The organism is Streptomyces sp. NPDC005925, from assembly GCF_040638805.1.
GTDB lineage: Bacteria > Actinomycetota > Actinomycetes > Streptomycetales > Streptomycetaceae > Streptomyces.
This window is the reverse complement of sequence record NZ_JBEXVL010000018.1, coordinates 31,892-57,693: the sequence shown is the minus strand read 5'-3', so window position 1 is coordinate 57,693 and position 25,802 is coordinate 31,892. Positions and strand designations below refer to the sequence as shown.

Sequence of the window (25,802 nt, the reverse complement as noted above, 5' to 3'; positions counted from 1 at the left end):
GTCCGAGTGCGCGCGGGCTGTCGGCTCACGTCGTCCGGAGGCTGTCGGTTCGTCATGGTCGATGCAGACGCGCATGGTTCGCTCCTCGGCGACGTGACAGCACTTCGGGGCGGTCCGGTTCCGGTGCCTGCCGGGCGGCACGCGGACGGGACAGGTTTCCTACCGCGAAACGCCTGTCGTCCCGCGGGGGGAACCGGGGACCGGCGGGATGCACCACTGCGGCAGTCCGGACCACACCTCGGGAGTGTAGAAGTGCCCGCCGGGCAACGCGACAGCCTGGAACGGACCGTTCGCCAGGGGCCGCCAGTGCCGCTCCACCTCCGCGAACGGCGTCGCGTCCTCGGTGCCGTACAGCACCCGCAGCGGCATCGAGACGCGCGAACCGGCTCGGAAGCGGTAGGACTCCGACACGGTGATGTCGGCCCGGAGCACATCCACCGCGATCCTGACGAGGTCCGGCACGGCGGCCAACTCCGGGGACAACTGCCCGAGCTCTCGCATCCACGCTACGAGGGCTTCCTCGCTGTCGTCCGAACGCGGCAGCGTGCTGTGCCCCTCCCGCCGCCTGTCCGGTGCCACGCCGCCGGAGACGACGAGCGCCGACGGCACGGCCAGACCCGTCCGTTCCAGCTCCGCCGCGGTCTCGAAGGCCACCCACGAGCCCATGCTGTGCCCGAAGAGGATGTACGGACGGTCGGCCAGGCCGTGCACGACGGCCCGCACCACGTCGTCGCGCAGGGCGGTCCAGTCCGGGGCGAACGGGGTGTTGAACCGGGACTCGCGGCCCGGATAACAGATCAGTGCCAGTTCCGTGTCGTCGGGCAGCGCGTCCGCCCACTTCCGGAACGGCGCGGTGCCGCCGCCGCAGTAGCTCAGGCACACCAGTACCCGCTCGGCATCCGGCCGGGGGCGCGGCCGGTACACGGCGGCGGTGGCGGTCGTCCGCCCGCTGTCCATCCTCACCATGGCCTCACCCGGCACGCCCTCGTCCCCTCTCCCCGGCAGGTTTCGTTCCCCGGTACGGCGGTGTCAGGCGCTGCGCTGCACGACCACGGGCAGCACGTCGCCTGCCGTGCCCTCCCGCACCCCTGCCCGGGTGCCGTGCGCCTCACGAATGCTGTCGATCAGCAGCAGCACCGCGCGCACGGACGGCAGGATGTTCCGCCCGGCGCCAGTCAGCCGCGCACCGCTGGGGTGCCTGATGAACAGCCTGAGGCCGAGGGACTCTTCCAGGCGCTTGACCTGATAGGAAACAGCCGGCTGGGAATATCCCAGTTTCCGCGCCGCGACATCCATACGACCGGTTTCCGCGATTACCACGAATGTTCGGAATTCCCGCTCGTGCATGCTGCCCTCCATGTGTCGCCGTGCCACAGCTGTAGCCGACTGCAAAGCCGCCGCGCCGAGCACGCTACCTATCCGTAACTCCCCCTCCACAAGGGCCTTCAGGAACCTGCACGGGCGCCGGCCGCCCCTCGAAAGGGGTCTGCCGGCGAGCCGCCCCTGTAGCCGAACCGTTGCCGTTCCATCGGAAGTCCCCCACAGCCACCGCATAGTGTGTGGGCCGTTCCGTTCCACATCAGGGGGAGTCATCACCATGCGTTCCACACGGCCGTCCTTGCCGCCACGCGGGCGAAGCGGCGGTCGCCGCCGGACCTCTCCCGTTCTGGGCGCTCTCGCCCTCGTCTCGGCGCTCGCGCTGACCGCCACGGCCTGCGAGTCGGGCGACGAGGCCGACGCGGCCGCCGGGGCGGCGGCGTCCGCCGCCACCGGCGACGACGGCGGGTTCAAGATTCCGCAGGACCTCCAGGAGCGCCTGAAGGAACACGGGATCGATCTCGACAAGTGGAAGAACGGCGCCTGGAAGAACTGGGACAAGGACGACTGGCTGCGCGAGGCGCAGGACTACGTCAATCCCCTCATCGAGGACCTGTGGGACCCGGACCGCATGCGGGACGCGGAGGAGCCGGACCAGGCCGTCGACGACGGTGACATCTCCGGCGACCAGGGTGTGACCGACCCCGAGCCGGCGCCGGTGCGGGCGCGGGCGGTGCAGCCGTCGTACCACGACGCGGCGCCCACCTCGGGCAAGGTCTTCTTCGACGCCCCCGAGGGCACGATGGTCTGCTCCGCGACCGTCGTCGCCGACCCGGCCCACCCCGGCAAGTCCAACATGGTGTGGACGGCCGGCCACTGTGTGCACGCCGGCAAGAAGGGCGGCTGGTACCGCAACATCGCCTTCGTGCCGTCCTACAACGACGCGGGCAGGTCGGCCGCCGACCTGCAGGACGCCAAGAAGGACGAACTCGCCCCGTACGGCGTCTGGTGGGGCGACTGGGCGCAGACCTCGGACCAGTGGATCGAGCAGGGCGGCGCGACCGGCGGCCAGGGCGCCTCGTACGACTTCGCGGTGATCCACGTGACCCCGGAGAAGGGCAGCGGCGGCAAGTCGCTGGAGGAGACGGTCGGTTCGGCCCTGCCGGTGGACTTCACGGCCCCGGCCGTCCAGAAGATCACGGGCATCACCGCGACCGGCTACCCGGCCGCGCCGCCGTACGACGGCCAGCGGATGTACCAGTGCCAGGACAAGCCGGGCCGGCTGTCCCTGGCGGCCTCCGACCCGACGATGTACCGCGTCGGTTGCACCATGACCGGCGGTTCGTCGGGCGGCGGCTGGGTCGCCACCGGCGCGGACGGCAAGCCGGCGCTGGTGTCGAACACCTCGATCGGCCCGGTGACCGCCGGCTGGCTGGCCGGACCGCGGCTCGGCGACGAGGCGAAGGGCGTGTTCGGCTCGGTCAGCGACAAGTTCGCCGACAAGTAGGCACCCGCCCGGTTCCCACCACCACACACCACCCGACACCGCACACACGCACACGCACACGCACACGCACACGCACACTCCAACGGGGGTCATTCCACGATGCGTTCCACACGTACGTCCGCAGCCGACCGGCGCGGGCGGCGCTCCGTCCTCACCGCCGCCGGGCTGGTCGCGGCCCTGGCGCTCACCGCGACCGCCTGCGAGGGCTCGGAGGACTCGGCGAGCGGCAAGCCCGGCGCCGCCGCCTCGCAGGGCTCCGGGTCCGGCGGTGCCGGGCTGCCGGCCGGCCTCGCCGAGCGGCTCGAGGAGCACGGCATCGACGCCGGCCAGTGGAAGGACGGCGGCTGGAAGAACTGGGACAAGGACAAGTGGCTCAGTGAGGCCAAGGACTTCGTCAACCCGGTGATCGAGGGGCTGTGGAAGCCCGACCGGATGAAGGCCGCGAAGGAGGCCGACAAGACGGTCTCCACGAAGGACGCCTCCGCCGATCAGGGCGTCACCGACCCGGACCCGGCACCCGTCCGGGCCACCGCCGAGAAGACGCCCTACCACGACAACGCCGCCCCCGTCGGCAAGGTCTTCTTCGACGGCCCCGAGGGCTCGATGGTCTGCTCGGGCACCGTCGTCAAGGACGTCAACCACCCGGGCAAGTCCAACCTGGTGTGGACCGCCGGACACTGTGTGCACGCCGGCGGCGACGGCGGCTGGTACCGCAACATCGTCTTCGTCCCGGCGTACAACGACCTCGGCAAGTCCGAGGCGGACCTGACCAACGCCAACCCGTCCGAGATCGCCCCGTACGGCAACTGGTGGGCGGACTGGGCCTCCACCTCCAACGGCTGGATCGAGGGCGGTTCGCACACGGGCGGCGCGGGCGCCGCGCACGACTACGCCGTGCTGCACGTGAAGCCGGAGCAGGGCGCCAAGTCCCTCCAGGAGACCGTGGGGGCCGCGCTGGACGTCGACTTCACCGCCCCGTCGGCCGCCGAGGCCGGGCAGATGGGCGCCTGGGGCTACCCGGCGGCGCCGCCGTACAACGGCCTGCGGATGTTCAAGTGCCTCGACAGGCCCGGCCGTTTCTCGCTGAGCCCCAGCCTGCCGACGATGTACCGCATCGGCTGCACCATGACCGGCGGCTCGTCCGGCGGCGGCTGGTTCCGGGTGGTGGGCGGCACGACCAAGCTGGTCTCGAACACGTCGATCGGCCCGGCCGACAACACCTGGCTGGCCGGCCCGCAACTGGGCCGCGACGCCGAGACGCTGTACCAGAACATGAGCAAGACCTACGGCGGTCAGTGACCGCACACACCGAAGGGCCCGCCTCCTGCGCTCGGCAGGGGGCGGGCTCTTCGCGTCGGCCCTGTGGGCCGTGTCGGATCAGGCGAGCGGAGCGGGAACGTACGGCGTGAGGTCCGCCGCCAGTTCCTCGTGCACCCGCGCCTTGAGCAGGGTGCCCTCCGCGGTGTGCTCCTCGGAGATCACCTCGCCCTCGTCATGGGCGCGCGCCACCAGCTTGCCGTGCGTGTACGGCACGAGGGCCTCGATCTCGACCGACGGGCGGGGCAGCTCGCTGTCGATCAGGGCGAGGAGTTCCCCGATGCCCCGGCCGGTGCGGGCCGACACCGCGATCGAGCGCTTCTCGATCCGCATCAGCCGCTGGAGCGTGAGCGGGTCCGCCGCGTCCGCCTTGTTGATCACCACGATCTCGGGTACGCCGGTGGCGCCGACGTCCCTGATCACCTCGCGCACGGCGGCCAGCTGCTCCTCCGGGTCGGGATGCGAACCGTCCACCACGTGCAGGATCAGGTCGGAGTCGCCGACCTCCTCCATCGTGGAGCGGAACGCCTCGACCAGGTGGTGCGGCAGATGGCGCACGAAGCCGACCGTGTCAGCCAGCGTGTACAGCCGGCCGCTGGGCGTCTCGGCCCGGCGCACGGTCGGGTCGAGGGTGGCGAACAGCGCGTTCTCCACCAGTACGCCCGCGCCCGTGAGGCGGTTGAGCAGCGAGGACTTGCCGGCGTTGGTGTATCCGGCGATGGCGACCGAGGGGACCTTGTTGCGACGGCGCTCCTGGCGCTTGATGTCGCGGCCGGTCTTCATGTCCGCGATCTCGCGGCGCATCTTCGCCATCTTCTCGCGGATCCGGCGCCGGTCCGTCTCGATCTTGGTCTCACCGGGGCCACGGGTGGCGAGGCCGCCGCCCTTGCCGCCGCCCATCTGACGGGACAGCGACTGACCCCAGCCGCGCAGCCTCGGCAGCATGTACTGCATCTGCGCGAGCGCGACCTGCGCCTTGCCCTCACGGGACTTGGCGTGCTGGGCGAAGATGTCCAGGATCAGGGCCGTACGGTCGATGACCTTGACCTTGACGACGTCCTCGAGGTGAATCAGCTGGCCGGGGCTCAGCTCCCCGTCGCAGATGACGGTGTCCGCGCCGGTCTCGAGCACGATGTCGCGCAGCTCGACGGCCTTGCCGGAACCGATGTAGGTCGCGGCGTCGGGCTCGCTGCGCCGCTGGATCACACCGTCGAGCACGAGGGCTCCGGCGGTCTCGGCGAGGGCGGCGAGCTCCGCGAGGGAGTTGTCCGCGTCGCGCGCGGTCCCCGTGGTCCAGACGCCGACGAGCACGACGCGCTCCAGGCGGAGCTGGCGGTACTCGACCTCGGTGACGTCCTCGAGCTCGGTGGAGAGCCCCACCACGCGGCGCAGAGCCGCGCGCTCGGAGCGGTCGAGCTGCTCGCCGTCCCGCTCTCCGTCGATCTCGTGGCTCCAGGCGACGTCCTCTTCCATCAGGGCATCGGCCCGAAGATTTTCGGGATTGTCGTGCGCGAAGCGCTTGCTGTCCTGGGAAGGGGAAGAAGAGGAGGTCATTGGGTCCTTACGTCGATGGGAATCTCACTGGTCACAACGCACGGGCACCGGGGGGAATTCCCGCCGTCCGCGGGGCGCGGTACGTCCGCGCCGGCGACCTGACGATGGTCGCACGGCACGGCCCGTCTCGTCACCGTGTTATCACCCCGGCGTTTCGGGCCGTGAGCGCCGCGTCACCCCACCGTGCGCGACCTCCCCCGGTCCGCGTCACTCCGCGTGCGGGCGCGCCGTCAGCGGGTGGGGGCGGTGCTCTTCCAGTCGGGGTGGCCGGGCATGGGCGGGGTCTTCTCGCCGTACAGCCAGCCCTGGAAGAAGCCGTTCAGGTCGCGTCCGGCGACGTGGGAGGCCAGCCGGACGAAGTCGGACGTGGACGCGGTGCGGTCCCGGTGCCGGGCGACCCAGGCACGCTCCAGGCGCTGGAAGGCGCGGGTGCCGATCTCCTGCCGCAGCGCGTACAGCACGAGCGCGGCACCGTCGTACACGTTGGGGCGGAAGATGCTGATCTTCCGCCCGGGGTCGGGCTCCTTGGGCGCGGCGGGCGGCCCGCCGGAGGCGCGCCAGCGGTCGGAGGCACCGTACGCGGCCTCCATCCGTTCGACGAGGGGCCGGTCCGCCGTCTCCTGCGCGTACAGGGCCTCGTACCAGGTGGCGTGGCCCTCGTTGAGCCACAGGTCGGACCAGGTGCGCGGGGTGACGCTGTCGCCGAACCACTGGTGGGACAGCTCGTGCACCATGATCGACTCGATGTACCACTTCGGGTAGGCGGGCTCGGTGAACAGCTCGCGCTCGAACAGCGTCAGGGTCTGCGTCTCGAGTTCGAAGCCGGTGGAGGCGTCCGCCATGAGCAGGCCGTACGTCTCGAAGGGGTAGCGCCCGACCTTGTCCTCCATCCAGGAGATCTGGCCGGAGGTCTTCTCCAGCCACGGCTCCAGCGCCTTCCGGTGCCGGGTGGGCACGACGTCCCGCAGGGGCAGCCCGTGCGGGCCGGTGCGGTGCAGCACGGTGGAGCGGCCGATGGACACCTGCGCCAGCTCGGTGGCCATGGGGTGCCGGGTGCGGTACGTCCAGGTGGTCGCCCCCCGCGCGCGGCCGACGCCGGCCGGCAGTCCGTTGGCGACCGCCGTGTACCCCTCGGGAGCGGTGATCCGGAAGGTGAACATCGCCTTGTCGGAGGGGTGGTCGTTGCACGGGAAGACCAGGTGGGCGACGTCCGCCTGGTTGGCCATGGCGAGGCCGTCCGTGGTGCGCACCCAGCCGCCCTCGCGCCCGGCGTCGTACACGGGGTCGCTGGTGTGCCGCACCGTGATCCGCGTCCGGCTGCCCCGGGCCAGCGGGTCGTGCGGCGTGACGACGAGGTCCTCGCCCGCGCTGGTGAAGCCGGCCGGCTCGCCGTCGACCTCGACGGACCGCACCTCGCCGTGCTCGAAGTCGAGGTTCAGGCGCTCCAGCGCGTCCGTCGTCCGGGCGTCGATGGTGGTGACGGCTTGCAGCGGCTCGTCGTTGGCGCCGGAATACGTCAGATCCAGGTGGTACGACGCCACGTCGTAGCCGGGGTTGCCGAGGTGCGGGAAGAGGCGGTCGCCGATGCCGAGCGGTTCGGCCGGGGCGTGCGCGGCGACGAGGCAGACGGTGACGGCGGAGGCGAGCAGCGCCGCGGAGGTCCGCCGTCGGTGGGAGCGCGCGGACGGGTGCCGGGAGGTGAGCAGCATGCCCCACCGCTACCAGCGCACGCGCGCGTGACGTGGGCGGCGCGCGACCGCCCCTTCGGCCGGGTACCCGGATGGCCGCCCTGTGCGTCTGTGCGGACCCGTCAGCCGTCCGTCGTCGGCGGTCGGGACCGGGTCACGTCGTAGACGCCGGGGACGTCGCGCATGGCGCGCATCAGGGTGGGCAGCCGCGCCGCGTCCGGGAGCTGCACGGTGTAGGTGTGCCGCACGCGCTGCTGGCTGGGCGGTTCGACGGTCGCGGACACGATCTCGGCGCCTTCGCCCGCCATCGCCTCGGTGAGGTCGGCGAGCAGGTGGGGCCGGACGAACGACTCGGCGAGCAGCGTGACCCGGCAGTCCGCGGTGTCGCCCCAGCTCACGCCGACCTCCGCGCGTCCCGCGTCCTTCATGTCGGTCACGGCGGCGCACCCGGTGCGGTGCACGGTCACCGCTCCCCCGTGGACGGCGAAGCCGGTGACCTCGTCGGGCGGTACGGGCGTACAGCACCCGGCGAGCCGGACGCTCGCGCCCGGCAGGTCGACGACGGCGCTCGCGGCGGGCCGCGCGGCCAGGACTTCGGCGTCGTCGGGCGCGGGCCGGGGCGCGGCGGCCCGTCTCTCCGGCTCGGGCTCGGTGTCGCAGGCTGTCGGACGGGCCGCGAGCCGGCGCTGGATGGCGATGCGCGCGGTGGGCGTGTGGGCGTGCTCCAGCCACTCCCTGGACGGCTCGGACGCCGGGTCCTGCCCCATGAGGAGCTGCACGCTGTCCCCGTCGGTCAGTACGGTGCTCAGGGTCGCGAGGCGGCCGTTGACGCGGGCGCCGATGCACGCGTGCGCGTCCTCGCCGTACTGCGCGTAGGCCGCGTCCACGCAGGTCGCGCCCTCGGGCAGGCCGAGGGTGCCGCCGTCGGGACGGAAGACGGTGATCTCGCGGTCCTGGGCGAGGTCCTCGCGCAGGGTGGACCAGAAGGTGTCGGGGTCGGGCGCGCTCCGCTGCCAGTCGAGGAGGCGGGAGAGCCAGCCGGGCCGGGTGGGGTCGACGCGTTCCCCGTCGGCGTCCTCCCCGCCGTCGTGCTCCTCGGAGGGCGGCTGCGCGTACGGGTTGCCGAGCGCGACGACACCGGCCTCGGCGACCCGGTGCATCTGGTGGGTGCGGATGAGGACTTCGACGACCTGTCCGTCGTCGCCCGCGACGGCGGTGTGCAGCGACTGGTACAGGTTGAACTTCGGTACGGCGATGAAGTCCTTGAACTCCGAGACGACGGGCGTCAGGCAGGTGTGCAGTTCGCCGAGCACGCCATAGCAGTCGGCGTCCTCGTTGACCAGTACCAGCAGACGGCCGAAGTCCGCGCCGCGCAGCGGGCCGCGTTTGCGGGCGACGCGGTGCACGGACACGAAGTGCCGGGGCCGGATGAGGACTTCGGCGGGGATGCCGGCCTCGCGCAGCACGGCACGCACCTGCTCGGCGGCCCCGGCGAGGGGGTCGTCGGTGCGGGAGGCGTTGGAGACGATCAGGTCCCGGGTGTGCCGGTAGTCCTCGGGATGCAGGATCGCGAAGACCAGGTCCTCCAGTTCGGTCTTCAGTGCCTGTACGCCGAGCCGTTCGGCCAGCGGGATGAGGACGTCGCGGGTGACCTTGGCGATGCGGGCCTGTTTCTCGGGGCGCATCACGCCGAGGGTGCGCATGTTGTGCAGCCGGTCGGCGAGTTTGATCGACATGACGCGGACGTCGTTGCCGGTGGCGACGAGCATTTTGCGGAAGGTCTCGGGTTCGGCGGCGGCGCCGTAGTCCACCTTCTCCAGCTTCGTGACACCGTCGACGAGATAGCGGACCTCCTCGCCGAACTGCTCGCCGACCTGATCGAGCGTCACGTCCGTGTCCTCGACGGTGTCGTGGAGCAGGGACGCCGTCAACGTCGTGCTCTCGGCGCCGAGTTCCGCGAGGATCAGGGTGACGGCGAGGGGGTGTGTGATGTATGGCTCGCCGCTCTTGCGCATCTGGCCGCGGTGCGAGGACTCGGCCAGGACGTAGGCCCGTCGGAGGGGTTCGAGATCGGCGTCGGGGTGGTGGGCGCGGTGCGCCTCGACGACGTGGCCGATGGCGTCGGGCAGCCGGTCGCGGGTCGCGGGGCCGAGCAGGGCGGCTCGGCCGAGTCGACGCAGGTCAAGGCGGGAGCGGGCCTTTCTGCGTGGCGCGGTGGGTGCGACGGCGCCGACTGCGGTCGGCGTCACCGGGCCTGGGCTCGCGGGATTCGCGGCCTCCGCGTTCATGGGCACCTCCGGCTGCGTGGACCGGCGGACGGGGTGCCCCAGGGCGGACAACGGCTCAGGGGGCGGCGTCGGTCCCCCGTCCGGGCCGGTGCTTGATGCTACCGAGCCCGCCACCCGCGCCCGACCGCCTCTCGCCGAGCGTGAAACGGATCACTCCTTCGAGGGAAGCCCCGGGAGGCGCGGTTCGGACGGGTTCGCCCGGATTGCCGCAGTGCCCCGGCGTCGCCCCCTCGGCCGGGGCGCCCTGGTCAGACCCGGTGTTCGACGGCCCGCGTCAGCCATTCGGCGTCGATCTCGCCTTCGGCGACGATCACCGCGGGTCCGGTCATCTCGATGTGGCCGTCCGGGTGTTCGGTGATGACCAGCGTGCCGCCGGGGACGTCGACGGTGTACGTCACGGGGGTCCCGGTCCGGGCCGGATCGGTGCCGTCGCGGCGGGCGGCGGCCACGGCGACCGCGCACGCGCCCGTGCCGCACGACCGGGTCTCGCCGGATCCCCGCTCGTGCACGCGCAGCGCGACGTGCCGCGGGCCGCGGTCGACCACGAACTCCACGTTGACGCCGTCCGGGTAGGCGGAGGCGGGGCCGACCGGGGGCGGCGCGTACAGGTCCCCGGCGTGCGCGAGGTCGTCCACGAAGGCGACGGCGTGCGGGTTGCCCATGTTCACGTTCCGCGCGGGCCAGCTGCGCCCGCCGACGCTCACCGTGACGTCGCCCTCCGGGAGGCCGGCCCGGCCCATGCCGACGGTGATGTCGCCGTCCTTGGCGACGTGCACGGTCTTCACGCCGCCGCGCGTGGCGACGGCGAGGTCCCCCTCGGCGGCGTGGCCGGAACGGACCAGATAGTGCGCGAACACGCGCACCCCGTTGCCGCACATCTCGGCGACCGAACCGTCGCCGTTGCGGTAGTCCATGAACCACTCGGCCTCGGCGGCCATGCCCTTGGCCTCCGGGTGCGCGGCGGACCGCACCACGTGCAGCAGGCCGTCCCCGCCGATACCCGCGCGGCGGTCGCACAGGGCGGCGACGGCGACGGGCGGCAGGTCGACGGTGTTCTCGGGGTCGGGGACGATCACGAAGTCGTTCTCGGTGCCGTGCCCCTTGAGGAAGGCGATCCGCGCGCCCGTTCCTCGATCGTTCCGCGTGCTCATTCCTCGATCGTACGGCGTGGCGGCGGGGGGCGGCGGCGGTGCGGCGGTCAGCGCAGCCGGGCCACGCGCCACACGGCGAGGACGATCACCGCGGCCACGACCACCACGTACGCGAGGACGACCCGCCAGTCGGGGCGGCATCCCGAGCCGCGCTGCGGCAGGCCGGGCCAGGTGTGGCCGACGCGTCGGGCGGCCGTCATGCCCCAGCCGGCGGCGCAGGAACAGATCAGCAGGCCCAGCATGGCGATCACGGCGCCGCTGTCGCCGAAGTCGAAGGCGAGCGGGAAGGCGAACATCAGCGAGCCGACCGCGGCCAGCGCCACGATGGGCGCGAGCTGCCAGATCCGCAGCCGGCGCTGGGGGCGCAGCTCCACCTCGACCTCGTCGACGGCCGCGTACAGCTCGTCGGGGGAGGGCCCGTCGTCGGTCACTCCGCCGGGGACGTCATCGGGTCCGTCGGGGCTCAGAGCCACCGCGTCCGTCTCACGTTCGCCCTGGTCGGGGGTGAGGTCCCCGGTGTCCTGTGCGGCGTCGTGAGGGCCGGCCTCCATCGCCACGCGCCCTCCCAACTCGGCTCAACTCGGTCGATCGAAGCTCGATGATGGCACGCCCCCCGAGGCCCGGATGACGGGCAGGGCGTCCCGATGCCATGACGTGATCAGGCTGTGACCGGCCGTTCCACCAGGGACAGGGCGAGCCGCGGGAGTTCCGTGACATCCGCCGCCGCCCCGCTCAGCCAGTGCACCCGCGGGTCGCGCCGGAACCACGAGTCCTGACGGCGCGCGAAGCGCTTGGTGGCACGGACGGTCTCGGCTCGCGCCTCCTCCAGCGTGCACCGGCCGGCGAAGGCCGCGAGGACCTGCTGGTAGCCGAGGGCGCGGGACGCCGTACGCCCCTCGCGCAGCCCCAGTGCCTCCAGTGCGCGCACCTCGTCCACCAAGCCCGTTTCCCACATCCGGTCGACCCTGCGGGCGATGCGCTCGTCGAGCTCCGCTCGCGCCACGTCGACGCCGATCTGGAGGGTGTCGTAGACGGCGTCGTGGCCGGGAAGGTTCGCGGTGAAGGGGCGGCCGGTGATCTCGATCACTTCGAGGGCGCGGACGACGCGGCGGCCGTTGCTGGGCAGGATCGCGCGGGCCGCCTCGGGATCGGCGGCGGCCAGCCGGGCGTGCAGCGCTCCGGAGCCGCGCAGGACGAGTTCCGCCTCCAGGCGGGCCCGGACGTCGGGGTCCGTGCCGGGGAACTCCAGGTTGTCGACGGTTCCGCGCACGTACAGTCCTGAGCCGCCGACCAGGACGGGCCAGCGGCCCTCGGCGAGCAGGGCGTCGATCCGCTCCCGGGCGAGCCGCTGGTACTCGGCGACGGACGCCGTCACCGTCACGTCCCAGATGTCCAGCAGGTGGTGCGGTATGCCGCGGCGCTCCTCGGAGGTGAGTTTGGCGGTGCCGATGTCCATGCCCCGGTAGAGCTGCATGGAGTCGGCGTTGATGACCTCGCCTCCCAGTCGCTGCGCCAGAAAGACGGCCAGATCGGACTTGCCTGCCGCGGTGGGTCCGACGACGGCGATGACTCGGGGGGCGGGGGCTGCGCTGCTCACGGCCCCAGTCTCGCAAATCTCCGCGCCCACCCTCGTACGAGTTCCACGGCGCGGCACTTTCCGGACGGCGGTAGCGTAGTCAGTGAAGCGGGCGTTACGCCCACTATTGTCCCGGTGAAAGGTGAACGAATGGGCCTCATGGAGAACCTGAAGGGCAAGCTGGGTCCGGCCAAGGGCAAGGCCTCCGGGCTCGCGCAGCAGCACGGGGACAAGATCCAGAGCGGCATCGACAAGGCCGCGAAAGCCGTCGACGAGCGGACCAAGGGCAAGTACAGCAAGGGGATCCGGTCGGGTTCCGGCAAGGCCAAGGAGGCCATGGACCGGCTCGCCCACCACGAGGGCCCGCAGGACGGCACCGGCGGACCGGGCGCGCCGGGCGGCACGGGCGGCACGACGCCGCCGGCCGGTCCCCCGCCCACCTCCTGACCTGCCCTCCTCCGGGACGAGTCGCCGGACACGACCGGTACGACGCAACCGACGGGCGGCCGGGGCGGAAGACGCTCCGCCGCCCACCGCGTCGTCCCGGAACCCGGAGGGGCCCGGTCGGCACCCGACGGCGGCCCGGCCGGGATCCGGCTGTTGCCCGGTTGTCATTCGGCAGAGGCCCGGCTTGTCGCCGGAATCGGCACGGGTCCGCCGGGGCGTCGCCGGAATCCAGTCGGGTCCGATCCGGGTTCTGCCGAGGTTCGGCCGGAGTCCGGTCTACGACCAGGCCGCCACGAAGTACCCGACCCCGTACGGCGCGTCCTCGTACAGCAGCGCCCCGCCCAGGCGCGTGCCCTCGGCAGCGCCGGCCAGGACCTGCCAGGGCGCCCGGCCCGCGGCCTGCAGCTCGCGGGCGAGGCCGGCGTCCAGTGCGGTGAGCGCGGCGAGGTCGGCGGCGCCGAGGGACCGGGCGATCTCCGCGTCGAAGGGTTCGGCCCGCTCGTCGAAGTACCCGGGCGCCTTGAGCGTGCGGCAGGCGCTGCCGTCGCCCATGACGAGCAGCGCGACCCGCCCGGGACCCGCGGCGAGGTCCCGGCCCCGGCGCACGCACCGCTCGGTCCCGGCCGTCCCGCTCACGCCGATGCCCTCGACGGGCACGTCCGGCAGGCCCTGCCACCGCTCCAGCAGCCACGCGGCCACGGCCAGCGACACCGGCAACTCCCGGCCGCTGTCCGGCCGGTCGCCCCGCCCCAGACGTACGCCGAGGTTCACGCCGAAGCCCCGGAACGAGCCCGGGGTGCCCTCCGGGTAGCTCTCGGTCCCGGCGCCCGGGGTGGGGCCGAGGACCACGAGCCGCTCGGGGCGGGCGGCCGCGAGCACGCCGAGCGCGTCCGAGCACGCGGCACGCGCGGCGTCCAGCTCGGCAGCGGCGCCCGCGGCGACCTCGGGTACGAGCAACGGCGGGCAGGGGCAGACTGCGGCGGCGACAAGCATGATCGGCAGCGTAACCCCGGCCCCGCCGTCGTGCGCGGCGCGGGGCACGGCCGCCGCAGCGGAGGCAGCGCGCTCCCCGGGACCGGTCGGTCGGCTCAGTCGCAGCCGCAGCCGCTGCCCGTGGCGACCGGCAACGGGGCCGGTGCGCCCACCTTGGGCAGCCCGAGCAGTACGCCCTTCGGCCCGGCCGCCTCCGCGGCGTTCCGCTTCTCCCAGGCGTCGCCCGCGCGCGTGGGGCGCACGTCGAGGACGGCGCCCTCGGCGAGCAGGTGGTGCGGGGCGGCGTAGGTGACCTCGACGGTGACCACGTCGCCTGGGCGGACGGTCTGCTCGGGCTTGGTGAAGTGCACCAGGCGGGCGTCGGGGGCGCGGCCGGAGAGACGGTGGGTGGCGTCGTCCTTGCGGCCCTCGCCCTCGGCGACCATCAGCTCCAGGGTGCGGCCGACCTGCTTCTTGTTCTCCTCCCAGGAGATCTCCTCCTGGAGGGCGACCAGCCGCTCGTACCGCTCCTGGACGACCTTCTTGGGGATCTGGCCGTCCATCTCGGCGGCGGGCGTGCCGGGCCGCTTGGAGTACTGGAAGGTGTACGCCTGCGCGAAGCGGGCCTCGCGTACGACGTGCAGGGTCTGCTCGAAGTCCTCCTCGGTCTCGCCGGGGAAGCCCACGATGATGTCGGTGGTGATCGCCGCGTGCGGGATCGCGGCCCGCACCTTCTCGATGATCCCCAGGTAGCGCTCCTGGCGGTAGGAGCGCCGCATCGCCTTCAGGACCGGGTCCGAGCCGGACTGGAGCGGCATGTGCAGCTGCGGCATCACGTTCGGCGTCTCGGCCATCGCCGCGATCACGTCGTCCGTGAAGTCACGCGGGTGCGGCGAGGTGAAGCGGACACGCTCCAGCCCGTCGATGGTGCCGCAGGCGCGCAGCAGCTTGCTGAAGGCCTCGCGGTCGCCGATGTCCGAGCCGTACGCGTTCACGTTCTGGCCGAGGAGCGTAATCTCGCTGACGCCCTCGGCGACCAGGGCCTCGACCTCGGCGAGGATGTCACCGGGACGGCGGTCCTTCTCCTTGCCGCGCAGGGCGGGGACGATGCAGAACGTGCAGGTGTTGTTGCAGCCGACGGAGATGGACACCCAGGCGGCGTAGGCACTCTCGCGCCGGGTGGGCAGCGTGGAGGGGAACGCCTCGAGGGACTCGGCGATCTCGACCTGCGCCTCTTCCCGCACGCGGGCGCGCTCCAGCAGGACGGGCAGCCTGCCGATGTTGTGGGTGCCGAAGACGACGTCCACCCAGGGGGCCCGCTTCACGATGGTGTCGCGGTCCTTCTGCGCCAGGCAGCCGCCGACCGCGATCTGCATGCCGGGGCGCTGCGCCTTCTTCGGGGCGAGGTGGCCGAGGTTGCCGTACAGCTTGTTGTCGGCGTTCTCCCGTACGGCGCACGTGTTGAAGACGACGACGTCGGCCTCGCCGTGGGAGCCCTCGGGGGCGGGGACGTAGCCCGCGTCCTCCAGCAGACCGGCCAATCGCTCTGAGTCGTGGACGTTCATCTGGCACCCGTAGGTGCGGACCTCGTACGTGCGTGTGCCGCCCACTGACTGGCTCCGGTCGATGCTGCTCATGCAGACAAGAGTAGGCCGTCCGTGGACGTGGTCCGGCCGCCTGTGGACAACCCGGACCGGGGCCGGGTGAAGGGCTTCACCGAGGCTCGGCCGGGGGCTCGTCCAGGGCGGGGCCCGGGGGTTCGTTTCCGGACTCTTCGGGTCTCGTCCGTCTGGGGTGGCGTCCCGTGCTGGTCTCCACCGCGTCCCGGCTGGCAGGATCGCGCGCATGTCACCTGTCGTGTCCCGTCCCTCCGGCCGCCGGGCCCTCCGGGCCGCCGCGGCCGGTGTCGTCGCGCTCGGACTGCTGCTGTGGTGGCTGCTGCCGCTGGGCGAGGCACCGCCGAGCGGGAGGACGACGCTGAGCACCGGCACGAAGGCGGGGGTCTACCAGAAGTACGGCAAGCTGCTGAAGGAGAAGCTCGACGAGGACATGCCGGACCTGGACGTACGGCTGCTGACCAGCGCCGGTTCGCAGGAGAACGTGAAGCGGGTGGCGCTCGGGCAGGCCGGCTTCGCGATCGCGGCGGCCGACGCGGTGGAGACGTACCGGCTGTCCGGCCGGGAGGGCGCCGGCGCACTGCGTGGCGTGGCCCGGCTCTACGACGACTACGTGCAGCTCGTGGTGGCGCCGGACTCGGACATCCACTCGGTATCGGACCTGAAGGGCCGGCGGGTGTCGATCGGGCCGCCCGGCTCGGGCGTGCGTCTGATCGCCGACCGGGTGCTGCGCGCGGCGGGCATCGACTCGGAGAAGGACATCTCACCCGAGGCCGACGGCATCGACACCGGCCCGAAGCGGCTCGGCAAGAGCATCGACGCCTTCTTCTGGTCGGGCGGGCTGCCCACGGACGGCGTGAACGCGCTGGCCGAACGGTCCGCGCTGCGGTTCGTGCCGATCGAGGACGACCTGGTCGCGAAACTGCACCGGCAGGGCGGCGCCACCCGCTACTACCGCGCGCGGAACATCCCGGATTCGGCGTATGCCGTCATCCCGACCGGCACGTCGGTGCCGACGATCGCCGTGTCCAACGTGCTGATCACGCGCGCGGACCTCGACCCCCGGCTCGTGGAGTGGGTGACCCGGACCGTGCTCCAGAGCCGGGACGTCATCGGTGAGTCCGTCCACTCCGCGCAGCTCGTGGACCTGCGGACCGCGATCTACACGGACCCGCTGACCCTGCACAAGGGCGCCCGCCGCTACTACCGCTCGGTCAAGCCGTAGCCGGCCCTCCGCAGGGGGTCACGGCACCGGTCCCGTCCGTGGCACCGTCAGTGTCACTTCCAGGCCGTGCGGCTCGTGGTGGTCGTAGGTGATGGTGCCGCCGCCCGCCGCGAGCAGGGCGCGGGAGATGGACAGTCCGAGGCCGGAGCCCTTCACGTTCTGGTGCCGGCCGCTGCGCCAGAAGCGGTCGCCGACGCGGCCGAGTTCGTCGTCGGTCAGGCCGGGTCCGTGGTCGGCGACGACGACGCTGGAGTTCCCGGCGGCGGAGGAGACGGTGACCCGCACGCTCTCACCGCCCGGCGTGAACTTGACCGCGTTGTCGATGACCGCGTCCAGCGCGCTGGACAGGGTGACGGGGTCGACCCAGGCGGTGGTGGCCGGGCAGTCGCCCACCAGCCGTACGCCCTTGGCCTCCGCGCTCGGCGCCCAGGCGGCGACGCGCTCGGCGGTCAGGGCGCCGATGTCGGTGAGCGTCAGCTCGATCTTGGAGTGCTCGGCGAGCGCCAGGTCGAGCAGGTCGTCCAGGACCCGCGCCAGCCGCCTGCCCTCGGCCTGTACGGAGGCGATCTCCGCGTTGTCCTTCGGCAGTTCCAGCGCGAGCAGCTCGATGCGCAGCAGCAGGGCCGAGAGCGGGTTGCGCAGTTGGTGGGAGGCGTCGGCGACGAAGGCGCGCTGCTGCTCCAGCACGTTCTCGACGTGGTCCGCCATCTCGTTGAACGACCGGGCCAGGCGCCGGAGTTCCGGGGGCCCTCCGGTGGCCGCGACCCGTGACTTCAGACGCCCGGTGGCTATGTCGTGGGTGGTGGCGTCGAGGATGCGTACGGGCCTGAGGACCCAGCCGGTCAGCCGCAGCGCCGCGCCGACCGCCAGCAGCATCGCGGTGATCTCGCCCGCGCCGACGATCAGCCAGCCGTGCAGGGTGCGCGACCGCATGCGGTCGGTGGGCGACTCGAGGATGACGACCGCGACGACGTCGCCGTCCCGGATGACGGGCGAGGCGACGACGAGGTTGTGGCGCTGCCAGGGCCAGATCTGCTCCTGGTCGTGGCTGCGGCGGCTGAGCAGCGCCTCCCCGAAGGCGTCGTGCACCTGCCCGGAGCGGGGCAGGCGCCACGTGCCCGGGGCGTGCGCCATGGGCGTGCGGGATCCGTAGAAGACGCCGGCCCGGATGCCGTAGACCCGGTAATAGCTGCGCAGTTCGCGCCGGAGGGTCTCCAGGCGTTCGTCCTTGGCCGTGGGGTCGTCGGCGACGAACTGGGCGAGGGCCGCGAAGCGCGCGGTGTCGTCGATCCGGTCGACGACGACGCTCTGCTGCTCGGCCGCGGCCACGCCGGCGGCCAGCGGGACGCCGAGGGCCAGTAGGACGGCCGCCATCAGGACGATCAGCAGCGGCAGGAGACGTGTGCGCACCCCGGCCCGCTACGACGCCGGGGCGGCGAGCCGGTAGCCCACGCCGCGTACGGTCTCGATGAGCGCCGGTATGCCCAACTTGGACCGCAGGGACGCGACGTGCACCTCCAGCGTGCGGCCGGTCCCCTCCCAGCTGGTCCGCCACACCTCGCTGATGATCTGCTCGCGGCGGAAGACGACGCCGGGCCGCTGCGCGAGCAGCGCGAGCAGGTCGAACTCCTTGCGGGTGAGCTGGACGACCGTGCCGTCCACGGTGACCTGCCGGGTCGGCAGCTCGATGCGCACGGGCCCGAGCCGCAGGGCCGTCTCGACGCCACCGGAGCTGTCCTCCTGCGTGGTGCGCCGGCTCACCGCGTGGATGCGGGCGAGGAGCTCGCCGGTGTCGTAGGGCTTCACGACGTAGTCGTCGGCGCCGAGATTCAGGCCGTGGATGCGGGAGCGGACGTCGGCGCGCGCGGTCACCATGATCACGGGAGTGGCGGTGCGCTTGCGGATCTTGCTGCACACCTCGTAACCGTCCTGGTCGGGCAGGCCGAGGTCGAGGAGGACGACACCGAAGCCGTCGCTCTCGGGGACCAGGGCCCGGAGGGCTTCCTCGCCACTGCGCGCGTGCGTGACGTCGAAGCCGTGCCGGGCCAGGATCGCGGACAGCGCTGCGGCGACATGATTGTCGTCCTCGACGAGCAGCAGTCTCATCCAGGCCCCTCTCGGTTCATCGGCCGTACCATTTCGGCGGGTATACGTGCTGTCCGGCAGCGCGGAACAGCACGGGCACGCGCGCGTGCGTCCCATGAAGTCACGCCGATGGTCGAGGGCGGCGTCAAGAGGGTCGCGGGTTGCGGATCCCCACTGTTACGGGGCCGGAACGCACCCTGCTCGCCCACGGTACGACACGCGTTTGATTGCTATCGGATCGTGATCCTCAGATTCACCTCAGATGTAATGACGCTGGTGGCGAAGGTCACTACTGTCCTCCGAAACCGAGGGGACGGAGCCTGAGAGCGATGACCGAAGTATCGGTGGCCAAGGAAGACGTGGCCGCAACCGGCGAACTGGTCGTCCTGAAGAGCGTCAACAAGCACTTCGGCGCGTTGCACGTACTCCAGGACATCGACCTGACAATCGCCCGCGGCGAGGTCGTCGTGGTCATCGGACCCTCCGGGTCCGGTAAGTCCACGCTGTGCCGCACCATCAACCGCCTGGAGACCATCGACTCCGGCACGATCGCGATCGACGGCAATCCGCTGCCGCAGGAGGGCAAGGCACTGGCCCGGCTGCGCGCCGACGTCGGCATGGTCTTCCAGTCCTTCAACCTCTTCGCGCACAAGACCGTGCTCGAGAACGTGATGCTGGGTCAGATCAAGGTCCGCAGGGCCGACCGGAAGACGGCCGAGGAGAAGGCGCGTCAGCTGCTCGACCGGGTCGGCGTGGCCACTCAGGCCGACAAGTACCCGGCGCAGCTCTCCGGCGGCCAGCAGCAGCGCGTCGCCATCGCCCGGGCCCTGGCCATGGACCCGAAGGTGATGCTCTTCGACGAGCCGACCTCGGCCCTCGACCCTGAGATGATCAACGAGGTCCTGGAGGTCATGCAGCAGCTCGCCCGCGACGGCATGACCATGATCGTCGTCACCCACGAGATGGGTTTCGCACGATCGGCGGCAAACCGCGTGGTGTTCATGGCGGACGGCCGGATTGTCGAGGAGGCTGCGCCCGACCAGTTCTTCAGCAATCCGCGCAGCGATCGCGCCAAGGATTTCCTGTCGAAGATCCTGCACCACTGATCAGGACCCTGTACGACTGATCACCGCGCCGTACCGGCACGGACGGCCCGCATCCGTTACTCACATCGAAGGATCTCCACCATGAAGCTCCGCAGGATCACCGCCGCTTCGGCCGTGGCGCTCACGCTCGTCCTGACCGCCACCGCGTGCGGCGGCGACGACAAGGACAGCGCCAGTGGCTCGGGCGGCGGCGACAAGATCAAGGTCGGCATCAAGTACGACCAGCCCGGTCTGGGTCTGAAGGAGCCGGACGGTTCCTTCTCCGGCTTCGACGTGGACGTCGCCACGTACGTCGCCAAGCAACTCGGTTACAAGCCGGACCAGATCGAGTGGGTCGAGACCAAGAGCGCCGACCGTGAGACCGCGCTGGCCCGCGGGGACGTGAAGTTCATCGCCGCCACGTACTCGATCACCGACGAGCGCAAGGCGAAGGTCGACTTCGCCGGCCCGTACCTGCTGGCCCACCAGGACCTGCTGGTCAAGAAGGACTCGGACATCAGCAAGGGCACCGACCTCAACGGCAAGAAGCTGTGTTCGGTGACCGGTTCCACCTCGGCGCAGAACGTCAAGAACACCATCGCCCCGAAGGCCCAGCTCAAGCAGCTGCCCGGCTACTCCGAGTGCATCGCCGGCCTGCAGGCCGGCTCCGTGGACGCGCTGACCACGGACGACTCGATCCTCGCGGGCTTCGCCTCCCAGGACAAGTACAAGGGTCAGTTCAAGCTCGCCGGCCTCAAGCTGAGCAACGAGAACTACGGCATCGGTGTCAAGAAGGGCGACTCCGCGACCGTCGACAAGATCAACAAGGCGCTGGAGAAAATGGTCTCCGACGGTTCGTGGGAGAAGGCCGTCAAGGCCAACTTCGGCCCGGCGAACTACAAGAACGAGCCCGCGCCGAAGATCGGCCAGATCGTCCAGTAGTCGCGGAACTCCGCTGAAGCAGGAATCCGGCAGGTAACGCAGGGTTCCGCGGGTGCGCCGCCGTCCACGCCTCCCCGCGGCGGCGGCGCGCCACACCCTTCACTACGCCACACACCCGGAAGCGGGGGAGATCGTGTTCGACTTTCTTGAAGGCTACGACGTTCTGGCGGCGTTCTGGATGACGGTGAAACTCACCGTCCTCTCCGCGATCGGCTCCCTGATCCTGGGCACGGTGCTGGCCGCCATGCGGGTCAGTCCGGTCCCGCTGATGCGCGGCTTCGGCACCGCCTACGTGAACCTCGTCCGGAACATCCCCCTGACGGTCATCATCGTCTTCGCCTCGCTCGGCCTCGCCGACATCTTCGGCATGACGCTGGGCGCGGAGGGCAACTTCGACGCCCAGGGTTTCCGTCTCGCCATCTTCGGGCTGTCCGTCTACCACGCGGCGTTCGTGTGTGAGGCGATCCGTTCCGGCATCAACACGGTGCCCCTCGGCCAGGCCGAGGCGGCCCGCGCGATCGGGCTGAACTTCACCCAGACCCTGAAGCTGATCGTGCTCCCGCAGGCTTTCCGGTCGGTCATCGGCCCGCTGGCCAATGTGCTGATCGCCCTCACCAAGAACACCACCGTCGCCTCCGCCATCAGCGTCGCCGAAGCCGCGGCCCTGATGAAGGTGATGCTCGAGAACGAGGCTCAGGTAGTGCCGATCGCTGCGATCTTCGCCCTCGGTTTCGTGGTGCTGACCCTTCCCACGGGCCTGTTCTTCGGCTGGCTCAGCAAGCGACTGGCGGTGAAGCGATGAGTTCCGTCCTTTACGACACACCGGGCCCCCGCGCCAAGCGGCGCAACCTGCTCGTCTCGGTCGTCTTCTTCGTCCTGCTCGCCCTGTTCCTGTGGTGGATCTGGCGCACCATGGACGAGAAGAACCAGCTGACGTGGTCCCTGTGGGAGCCGTTCACGACCTCCCAGGCCTGGACGACGTACCTGCTGCCGGGGCTCGGCAACACCCTCAAGGCCGCGGCGCTCTCCGTGGTCATCGCGCTGCCGCTGGGCGCGGCGCTGGGCATCGCCCGCCTCTCCGACCACCGCTGGATGCGGGCGCCGGCCGGCGTCGTGGTCGAGTTCTTCCGCGCCATTCCGGTGCTGATGATGATGCTGTTCGCCGCCGAGCTCTACAACCGGTACTCGAACGTCTCCAGTGAGGACCGGCCCCTCTACGCGGTGGTCACCGGCCTGGTGCTGTACAACGCGTCGGTGCTCGCCGAGGTCGTCCGGGCCGGCATTCTCTCGCTGCCCAGGGGCCAGGCCGAGGCGGCGTACGCCATCGGTCTGCGCAGGGGCCAGACGATGCGGACCATCCTGCTGCCGCAGGCCGTCACCGCCATGCTGCCGGCCATCGTCAGCCAGCTCGTGGTCATCGTGAAGGACACCGCCCTCGGTGGAGTGTTCTTCAGCTTCACCGAGTTGCTGAACGCGCGCAGCACGCTGGCGGCCAACTACGCCAACGTCATCCCGAGCTTCATCGTCGTCGCGATCATCTTCATCGTGCTCAACTTCATGCTCACCTCCTTCGCCTCCTGGCTGGAGGGCGTGCTGCGCCGCAGCAAGCGGAGCACGGGCGCGGTTCTCGGCGCGGACGAGGTCGATGAGCTGAACACCGCCGAGATCGGCGCCCCGCAGAAGACCGACAGGCGTCCCTGACGTCCCTTCAACCCCTGGTGACCCGCACGGAGGCAGTGGCGTGATCGCCGCTGCCTCCGTCACTTGACGCAAGCAGCGGCAATGGGTTGCATACGTTCTGTGATCGTGCACCCTGCTCCAATGTCCTGTTCACTTACGTCTCTCAGGTCACGACTGCGGGCAGGGGGCGCCGCGCCGTGGACCCGGTGATCGTGGTCGGAGCGGGGCCCGTCGGGCTCACGCTCGCCCTGGCGCTGGCGCGTCAGGACGTGCCCTGCGTCGTTCTGGACGAAGGCCCCGGAGCGGACGAACCGCGCCTGGCGCGCACCGTCGTCCTGCGCGAGGAAACCGTCGCCCTGCTGGAACGGCTCACCGGGGTGCCCTTCGCGCGGGCCGGCACCCATTGGGCCGGATGGCGGTCGATGCGGCGCAGGCAGGTGATGCGCGAGGTCCTTTTCGACGAGGACGAGCCCGCCCCACTGCACCTCGCACAGCACGTGCTGAGCGGCGCCCTGCGCGCCGCCCTCGCCCGCGAGCCACGGGTGCGGATCGCCGTGGACAGCAGGGTCGACGGCGTGGAGCAGGAGACGTCCGGCGTCACGGTCCACACCCGCGGCCCCAACGGCACCTGGTGGCGCGGCAGTTACGTGGTCGGCTGCGACGGCCCCCGCTCGACCGTCCGCAAACTCCAGGACATCCGCTTCCCGGGCCGTACGGCGGTCGAGCGGCACGCCGTCGCCGCGCTGCGCACCGAACTCCCCTGGCCCGGCCGGGCCCTGCTGCACTGCCTCCCACCATGGCGCATGACCGGCCCTGCCGCCGGCGAGATCACCGCCCGCCCGCTGCCCGGCGGGGTGTGGCGACTGGACTGGCTGCTCCCCCCGGGCAAGGACCTCGTCACGCCCGAGCTGCTGGTGTCCCGCATCCGGGAGACCCTGGCCGGCTGGTCGGGCGGCACCACACCGCCGTACGAACTGCTCGACACCGGGGTGCACACCGTCCACCACCGGCTGGCCCGGCGCTGGCGGGTCGGGCGCGTCCTCCTCGCCGGGGACGCGGCGCACCTCCTCGGCGCGCTCGGCACGCACGGCCTCGACGAGGGCCTCAAGGACGCCGACAACCTCGGCTGGAAACTGGCCCTGGCCTGGCACCACGGCCCGAACGAAACCCTCCTCGACAGCTACCAGGAGGAGCGGCGCGGCGCCGTCGCCGCCCGGCTGCGCGCGGCCGACCAGTCGCTGCCCATACTGCGGGGCGGCCCGGGAGGCCTGCGCTCGTTCGTCCCCGGCGCCGCCCGCGGCCACGACACGCTGCTCACCGACGGTCACCTCGGGCGCGGCGCCCTGGGCGCGCCCGGCACGTACGCCGCCTCCCCCCTCGCCGCCCCGCCCCTCGACGGGGAGGCTCCGGTCGGCACGCCGCCCGGCGCGCAGGTCACCGACGTGCCGGTGACGGCGGAGGACGGCACACTCGTACGGCTGCGGGACCGGCTGGGGCGCGGCGCACTGCTCGTGGTGCTCGTCGCGCCGGGCACGGGCGTGTGGGAGCGCAAACACTGGATGAGCGCCGGCATCATGCCCCGCCTGGTCGCCGCGGTGGCCGCGCTGCCGCACACCGCGGAACTCCTCGTCGCCGACAGTTACCCGGGCGCGAGCGCCCACACGGTGCTCCTGGTCCGCCCCGACGGCCATCTCGTCACGGCCCTGACCGGAGTACGCCCGGCCGACCTGTACACGGCCGCCGAGGCTGCGGTGGGCGGCGGCGCCGACGCGGCCACGGGAGCGGAGGAGCGTGCCGGGTCGCATTGAGCTCCGCGGTGGGAGCGGGGACGGTGAGGCGGTGGGTGTGGTGCCTGCGGTCGCTGGAGGTGCGCGCAGGATGTCGGGGACGGTGCGGGGCGCCCGCGCCGTCGCCTTCCTGCGCACGGGGAGTCGGCCGGGTCCGCCTTCGGCGTGCGTCCGCAGTGTGACGGGTTGACCGTGCCCGTCGTCGGCGTGTGTCCGCAAGGTGACGGGGAGTTGACCATTCCGGAAGGCCGTGGTCTACTCCGGACCGTGACCGACACCTCTACGCACCTGTGGCGGAGGGTCCATATGGACCTCGTCCGCTATGCGGGCTGCGTGTGTCGTACGTCCTGCTGACTTCGCCCATCCCTCGCGCGCAGTGCCGCCCTTCGGCCACGCGCGACCCCGCGAATCTCCTCAGGACGGTTCCATGTCTGTCTCTCCCGGCCCCGCCGCGTCTGCCACCTCCGCCCCCGCCTCCGCCGGTCCCGCCCCCACGCAGGCCGAGCTGCTCGACTTCGTCCGGCGGACCGCCGCCGACACCGAACTGATCGACTCCCTCCCGCTCGACCCGGAGGGCCGCACCTGGCTACGGCTGGACGGGCCCGGCGGCAGCGAGGCCTGGCTGATCGGGTGGCCGCCCGGCACGGGCACCGGCTGGCACGACCACGCCGACTCGGTCGGCGCCTTCCTCACGGCGACCGGTGAACTGCGGGAGTACTCACTCGCCGCCCGCCTGCCCACCGACGGCTGGAAGACCCTGGAGCTCACCGAGGGCGTGGACCGGGAGCGACGGCTGGCAGCCGGGCAGGGCCGCGCCTTCGGACGACACCACGTGCACGAGGTCCTCAACGAGTCCTCCGACCGCCACGCGATCTCCCTCCACGCCTACTACCCGCCTCTGCCGCGTATCCGCCGCTACACCCGCGCGGGCCAGGTGCTGCGGCTGGAGCAGGTGGAACTGCCGAAGGACTGGCAGTGACACCGACCGCCGAGCCGCCGGAGGCACCCGGCGCGAGCAGCACGGGCCCGGGTCGACCACCCCTCGGCATCGACGAGTTGCTGGAGCGGGTGCGGGACGGCTACGAGCGCCTCGGGCCACGGGAGGCCCACGAGGCGGCGCGTGACGGTGACGCGCTGCTGGTGGACATCCGTTACGCGGCCCTGCGCGAGCGGGACGGGCTGATCCCGGGCGCGCTCGTCGTCGAACGCAACGAACTGGAGTGGCGCCTCGACCCCCGCGGAAGCCACCGCGTCACCGAGGCGACGGACCACGACCTGCGGATCGTCGTCGTCTGTGACGAGGGCTACGCCTCCAGCCTGGCTGTCGACTCCCTGCACCGGCTGGGCCTCCACCGGGCCACCGATCTGGTGGGCGGATTCCAGGCGTGGCGGAACGACGGGTTGCCGGTCGTGCCGGCGTGAGCCGTCGGCCGACGAGACCGCGGATCGTGGCGTCGTAGGAACGCGGCGGGGCTGCGGGCTGCGGGCTGCGGGCTGCGGGCTGCGGGCTGCGGGCTGCGGGCTGCGGGCTGCGGGCTGCGGGCTGCGGGCTGCGGGCTGCGGGC

24 protein-coding genes are annotated in these 25,802 nt (G+C 71.8%); 12 read left to right on the top strand and 12 right to left on the bottom strand.

The window, feature by feature from the left end; translation table 11 throughout:
- Positions 1-159 precede the first annotated feature (159 nt).
- Together ABZ354_RS20495 and ABZ354_RS20490 are read right to left on the bottom strand one after the other, a co-directional pair.
- A complete protein-coding gene (locus ABZ354_RS20495) occupies positions 160-966 on the bottom strand; it encodes an alpha/beta fold hydrolase (RefSeq protein ID WP_358658649.1) in 807 nt (268 codons plus the stop codon).
- A 63-nt stretch (positions 967-1,029) separates the two neighbouring features.
- Positions 1,030-1,347 carry a LysR family transcriptional regulator gene (locus ABZ354_RS20490; RefSeq protein ID WP_358658647.1) on the bottom strand — a complete coding sequence of 106 codons (318 nt, stop codon included), beginning with the start codon at positions 1,345-1,347 and terminating at the stop codon, positions 1,030-1,032.
- A 250-nt stretch (positions 1,348-1,597) separates the two neighbouring features.
- Here ABZ354_RS20490 and ABZ354_RS20485 point away from each other — a divergent pair, with 250 nt between their 5' ends.
- Together ABZ354_RS20485 and ABZ354_RS20480 are read left to right on the top strand one after the other, a co-directional pair.
- On the top strand, positions 1,598-2,824 hold the full coding sequence (locus ABZ354_RS20485; protein ID WP_358658645.1) for a hypothetical protein: 1,227 nt from the start codon (positions 1,598-1,600) through the stop codon (positions 2,822-2,824).
- A gap of 99 nt (positions 2,825-2,923) precedes the next feature.
- Positions 2,924-4,123 (top strand): hypothetical protein, encoded by a 1,200-nt coding sequence (locus tag ABZ354_RS20480; protein WP_358658643.1) that lies wholly within the window; start codon positions 2,924-2,926, stop codon positions 4,121-4,123.
- Positions 4,124-4,201: 78 nt separating this feature from the next.
- Here ABZ354_RS20480 and hflX read toward each other — a convergent pair whose 3' ends face one another.
- The 6 genes from hflX to miaA all read right to left on the bottom strand — a co-directional run bounded on the left by hflX (position 4,202) and on the right by miaA (position 12,419).
- Positions 4,202-5,695, bottom strand: coding sequence for a GTPase HflX (gene hflX, locus ABZ354_RS20475; protein ID WP_358658641.1), 1,494 nt, complete (start codon positions 5,693-5,695; stop codon positions 4,202-4,204).
- 230 nt (positions 5,696-5,925) lie between these two features.
- Entirely contained in the window at positions 5,926-7,404 is a 1,479-nt protein-coding gene (locus tag ABZ354_RS20470; protein ID WP_358658639.1) for a M1 family metallopeptidase, read from the bottom strand.
- A gap of 101 nt (positions 7,405-7,505) precedes the next feature.
- A complete protein-coding gene (locus tag ABZ354_RS20465; RefSeq protein WP_358658637.1) occupies positions 7,506-9,671 on the bottom strand; it encodes an HD domain-containing protein in 2,166 nt (721 codons plus the stop codon).
- Positions 9,672-9,919: 248 nt separating this feature from the next.
- On the bottom strand, positions 9,920-10,822 hold the full coding sequence (gene dapF, locus ABZ354_RS20460; RefSeq protein WP_358658635.1) for a diaminopimelate epimerase: 903 nt from the start codon (positions 10,820-10,822) through the stop codon (positions 9,920-9,922).
- Positions 10,823-10,869: 47 nt separating this feature from the next.
- Positions 10,870-11,373 (bottom strand): hypothetical protein, encoded by a 504-nt coding sequence (locus ABZ354_RS20455; protein ID WP_358658712.1) that lies wholly within the window; start codon positions 11,371-11,373, stop codon positions 10,870-10,872.
- Positions 11,374-11,480: 107 nt separating this feature from the next.
- Entirely contained in the window at positions 11,481-12,419 is a 939-nt protein-coding gene (gene miaA / locus ABZ354_RS20450; RefSeq protein WP_358658633.1) for a tRNA (adenosine(37)-N6)-dimethylallyltransferase MiaA, read from the bottom strand.
- A gap of 129 nt (positions 12,420-12,548) precedes the next feature.
- Here miaA and ABZ354_RS20445 point away from each other — a divergent pair, with 129 nt between their 5' ends.
- A complete protein-coding gene (locus tag ABZ354_RS20445; RefSeq protein WP_358658711.1) occupies positions 12,549-12,845 on the top strand; it encodes an antitoxin in 297 nt (98 codons plus the stop codon).
- Between the two features lie 276 nt (positions 12,846-13,121).
- Here the strand turns inward: ABZ354_RS20445 and ABZ354_RS20440 are convergent, their stop codons facing one another.
- Both ABZ354_RS20440 and miaB read right to left on the bottom strand, forming a co-directional pair.
- On the bottom strand, positions 13,122-13,838 hold the full coding sequence (locus ABZ354_RS20440; RefSeq protein WP_358658631.1) for a class III extradiol dioxygenase subunit B-like domain-containing protein: 717 nt from the start codon (positions 13,836-13,838) through the stop codon (positions 13,122-13,124).
- Positions 13,839-13,933: 95 nt separating this feature from the next.
- Positions 13,934-15,454, bottom strand: a complete 1,521-nt coding sequence (miaB, locus tag ABZ354_RS20435; protein ID WP_358658629.1) for a tRNA (N6-isopentenyl adenosine(37)-C2)-methylthiotransferase MiaB — start codon at positions 15,452-15,454, stop codon at positions 13,934-13,936.
- Between the two features lie 208 nt (positions 15,455-15,662).
- Here miaB and ABZ354_RS20430 point away from each other — a divergent pair, with 208 nt between their 5' ends.
- Positions 15,663-16,658 carry a TAXI family TRAP transporter solute-binding subunit gene (locus ABZ354_RS20430; RefSeq protein WP_358658627.1) on the top strand — a complete coding sequence of 332 codons (996 nt, stop codon included), beginning with the start codon at positions 15,663-15,665 and terminating at the stop codon, positions 16,656-16,658.
- Between the two features lie 18 nt (positions 16,659-16,676).
- On the opposite strand, the gene ABZ354_RS20425 is transcribed toward ABZ354_RS20430, so the two are convergent.
- Positions 16,677-18,068 carry an ATP-binding protein gene (locus ABZ354_RS20425; RefSeq protein ID WP_358658625.1) on the bottom strand — a complete coding sequence of 464 codons (1,392 nt, stop codon included), beginning with the start codon at positions 18,066-18,068 and terminating at the stop codon, positions 16,677-16,679.
- A 9-nt stretch (positions 18,069-18,077) separates the two neighbouring features.
- Entirely contained in the window at positions 18,078-18,764 is a 687-nt protein-coding gene (locus ABZ354_RS20420) for a response regulator transcription factor (RefSeq protein ID WP_358658623.1), read from the bottom strand.
- A gap of 308 nt (positions 18,765-19,072) precedes the next feature.
- Between ABZ354_RS20420 and ABZ354_RS20415 the strand changes: the two genes are divergently transcribed.
- The 8 genes from ABZ354_RS20415 to ABZ354_RS20380 all read left to right on the top strand — a co-directional run bounded on the left by ABZ354_RS20415 (position 19,073) and on the right by ABZ354_RS20380 (position 25,659).
- Positions 19,073-19,849 carry an amino acid ABC transporter ATP-binding protein gene (locus tag ABZ354_RS20415; RefSeq protein ID WP_358658622.1) on the top strand — a complete coding sequence of 259 codons (777 nt, stop codon included), beginning with the start codon at positions 19,073-19,075 and terminating at the stop codon, positions 19,847-19,849.
- 81 nt (positions 19,850-19,930) lie between these two features.
- A complete protein-coding gene (locus ABZ354_RS20410; RefSeq protein ID WP_358658620.1) occupies positions 19,931-20,770 on the top strand; it encodes a glutamate ABC transporter substrate-binding protein in 840 nt (279 codons plus the stop codon).
- A gap of 133 nt (positions 20,771-20,903) precedes the next feature.
- Positions 20,904-21,572: an amino acid ABC transporter permease gene (locus tag ABZ354_RS20405; RefSeq protein ID WP_358658618.1), complete on the top strand. Its 669-nt coding sequence runs from the start codon at positions 20,904-20,906 to the stop codon at positions 21,570-21,572.
- The gene (locus tag ABZ354_RS20400) at positions 21,569-22,471 is read left to right on the top strand and encodes an amino acid ABC transporter permease (protein ID WP_358658616.1); all 903 of its coding nucleotides are present in this window, start codon (positions 21,569-21,571) and stop codon (positions 22,469-22,471) included. The genes ABZ354_RS20405 and ABZ354_RS20400 overlap by 4 nt, the downstream gene beginning before the upstream one ends.
- Before the next feature lie 176 nt (positions 22,472-22,647).
- Positions 22,648-24,258, top strand: coding sequence for an FAD-dependent monooxygenase (locus tag ABZ354_RS20395; protein WP_358658614.1), 1,611 nt, complete (start codon positions 22,648-22,650; stop codon positions 24,256-24,258).
- Between the two features lie 144 nt (positions 24,259-24,402).
- Positions 24,403-24,591 carry a putative leader peptide gene (locus ABZ354_RS20390; protein ID WP_358658613.1) on the top strand — a complete coding sequence of 63 codons (189 nt, stop codon included), beginning with the start codon at positions 24,403-24,405 and terminating at the stop codon, positions 24,589-24,591.
- 73 nt (positions 24,592-24,664) lie between these two features.
- Positions 24,665-25,216 (top strand): cysteine dioxygenase, encoded by a 552-nt coding sequence (locus ABZ354_RS20385; RefSeq protein ID WP_358658611.1) that lies wholly within the window; start codon positions 24,665-24,667, stop codon positions 25,214-25,216.
- 68 nt (positions 25,217-25,284) lie between these two features.
- Positions 25,285-25,659: a rhodanese-like domain-containing protein gene (locus ABZ354_RS20380; protein ID WP_358658709.1), complete on the top strand. Its 375-nt coding sequence runs from the start codon at positions 25,285-25,287 to the stop codon at positions 25,657-25,659.
- The last annotated feature ends 143 nt before the right edge of the window (positions 25,660-25,802 follow it).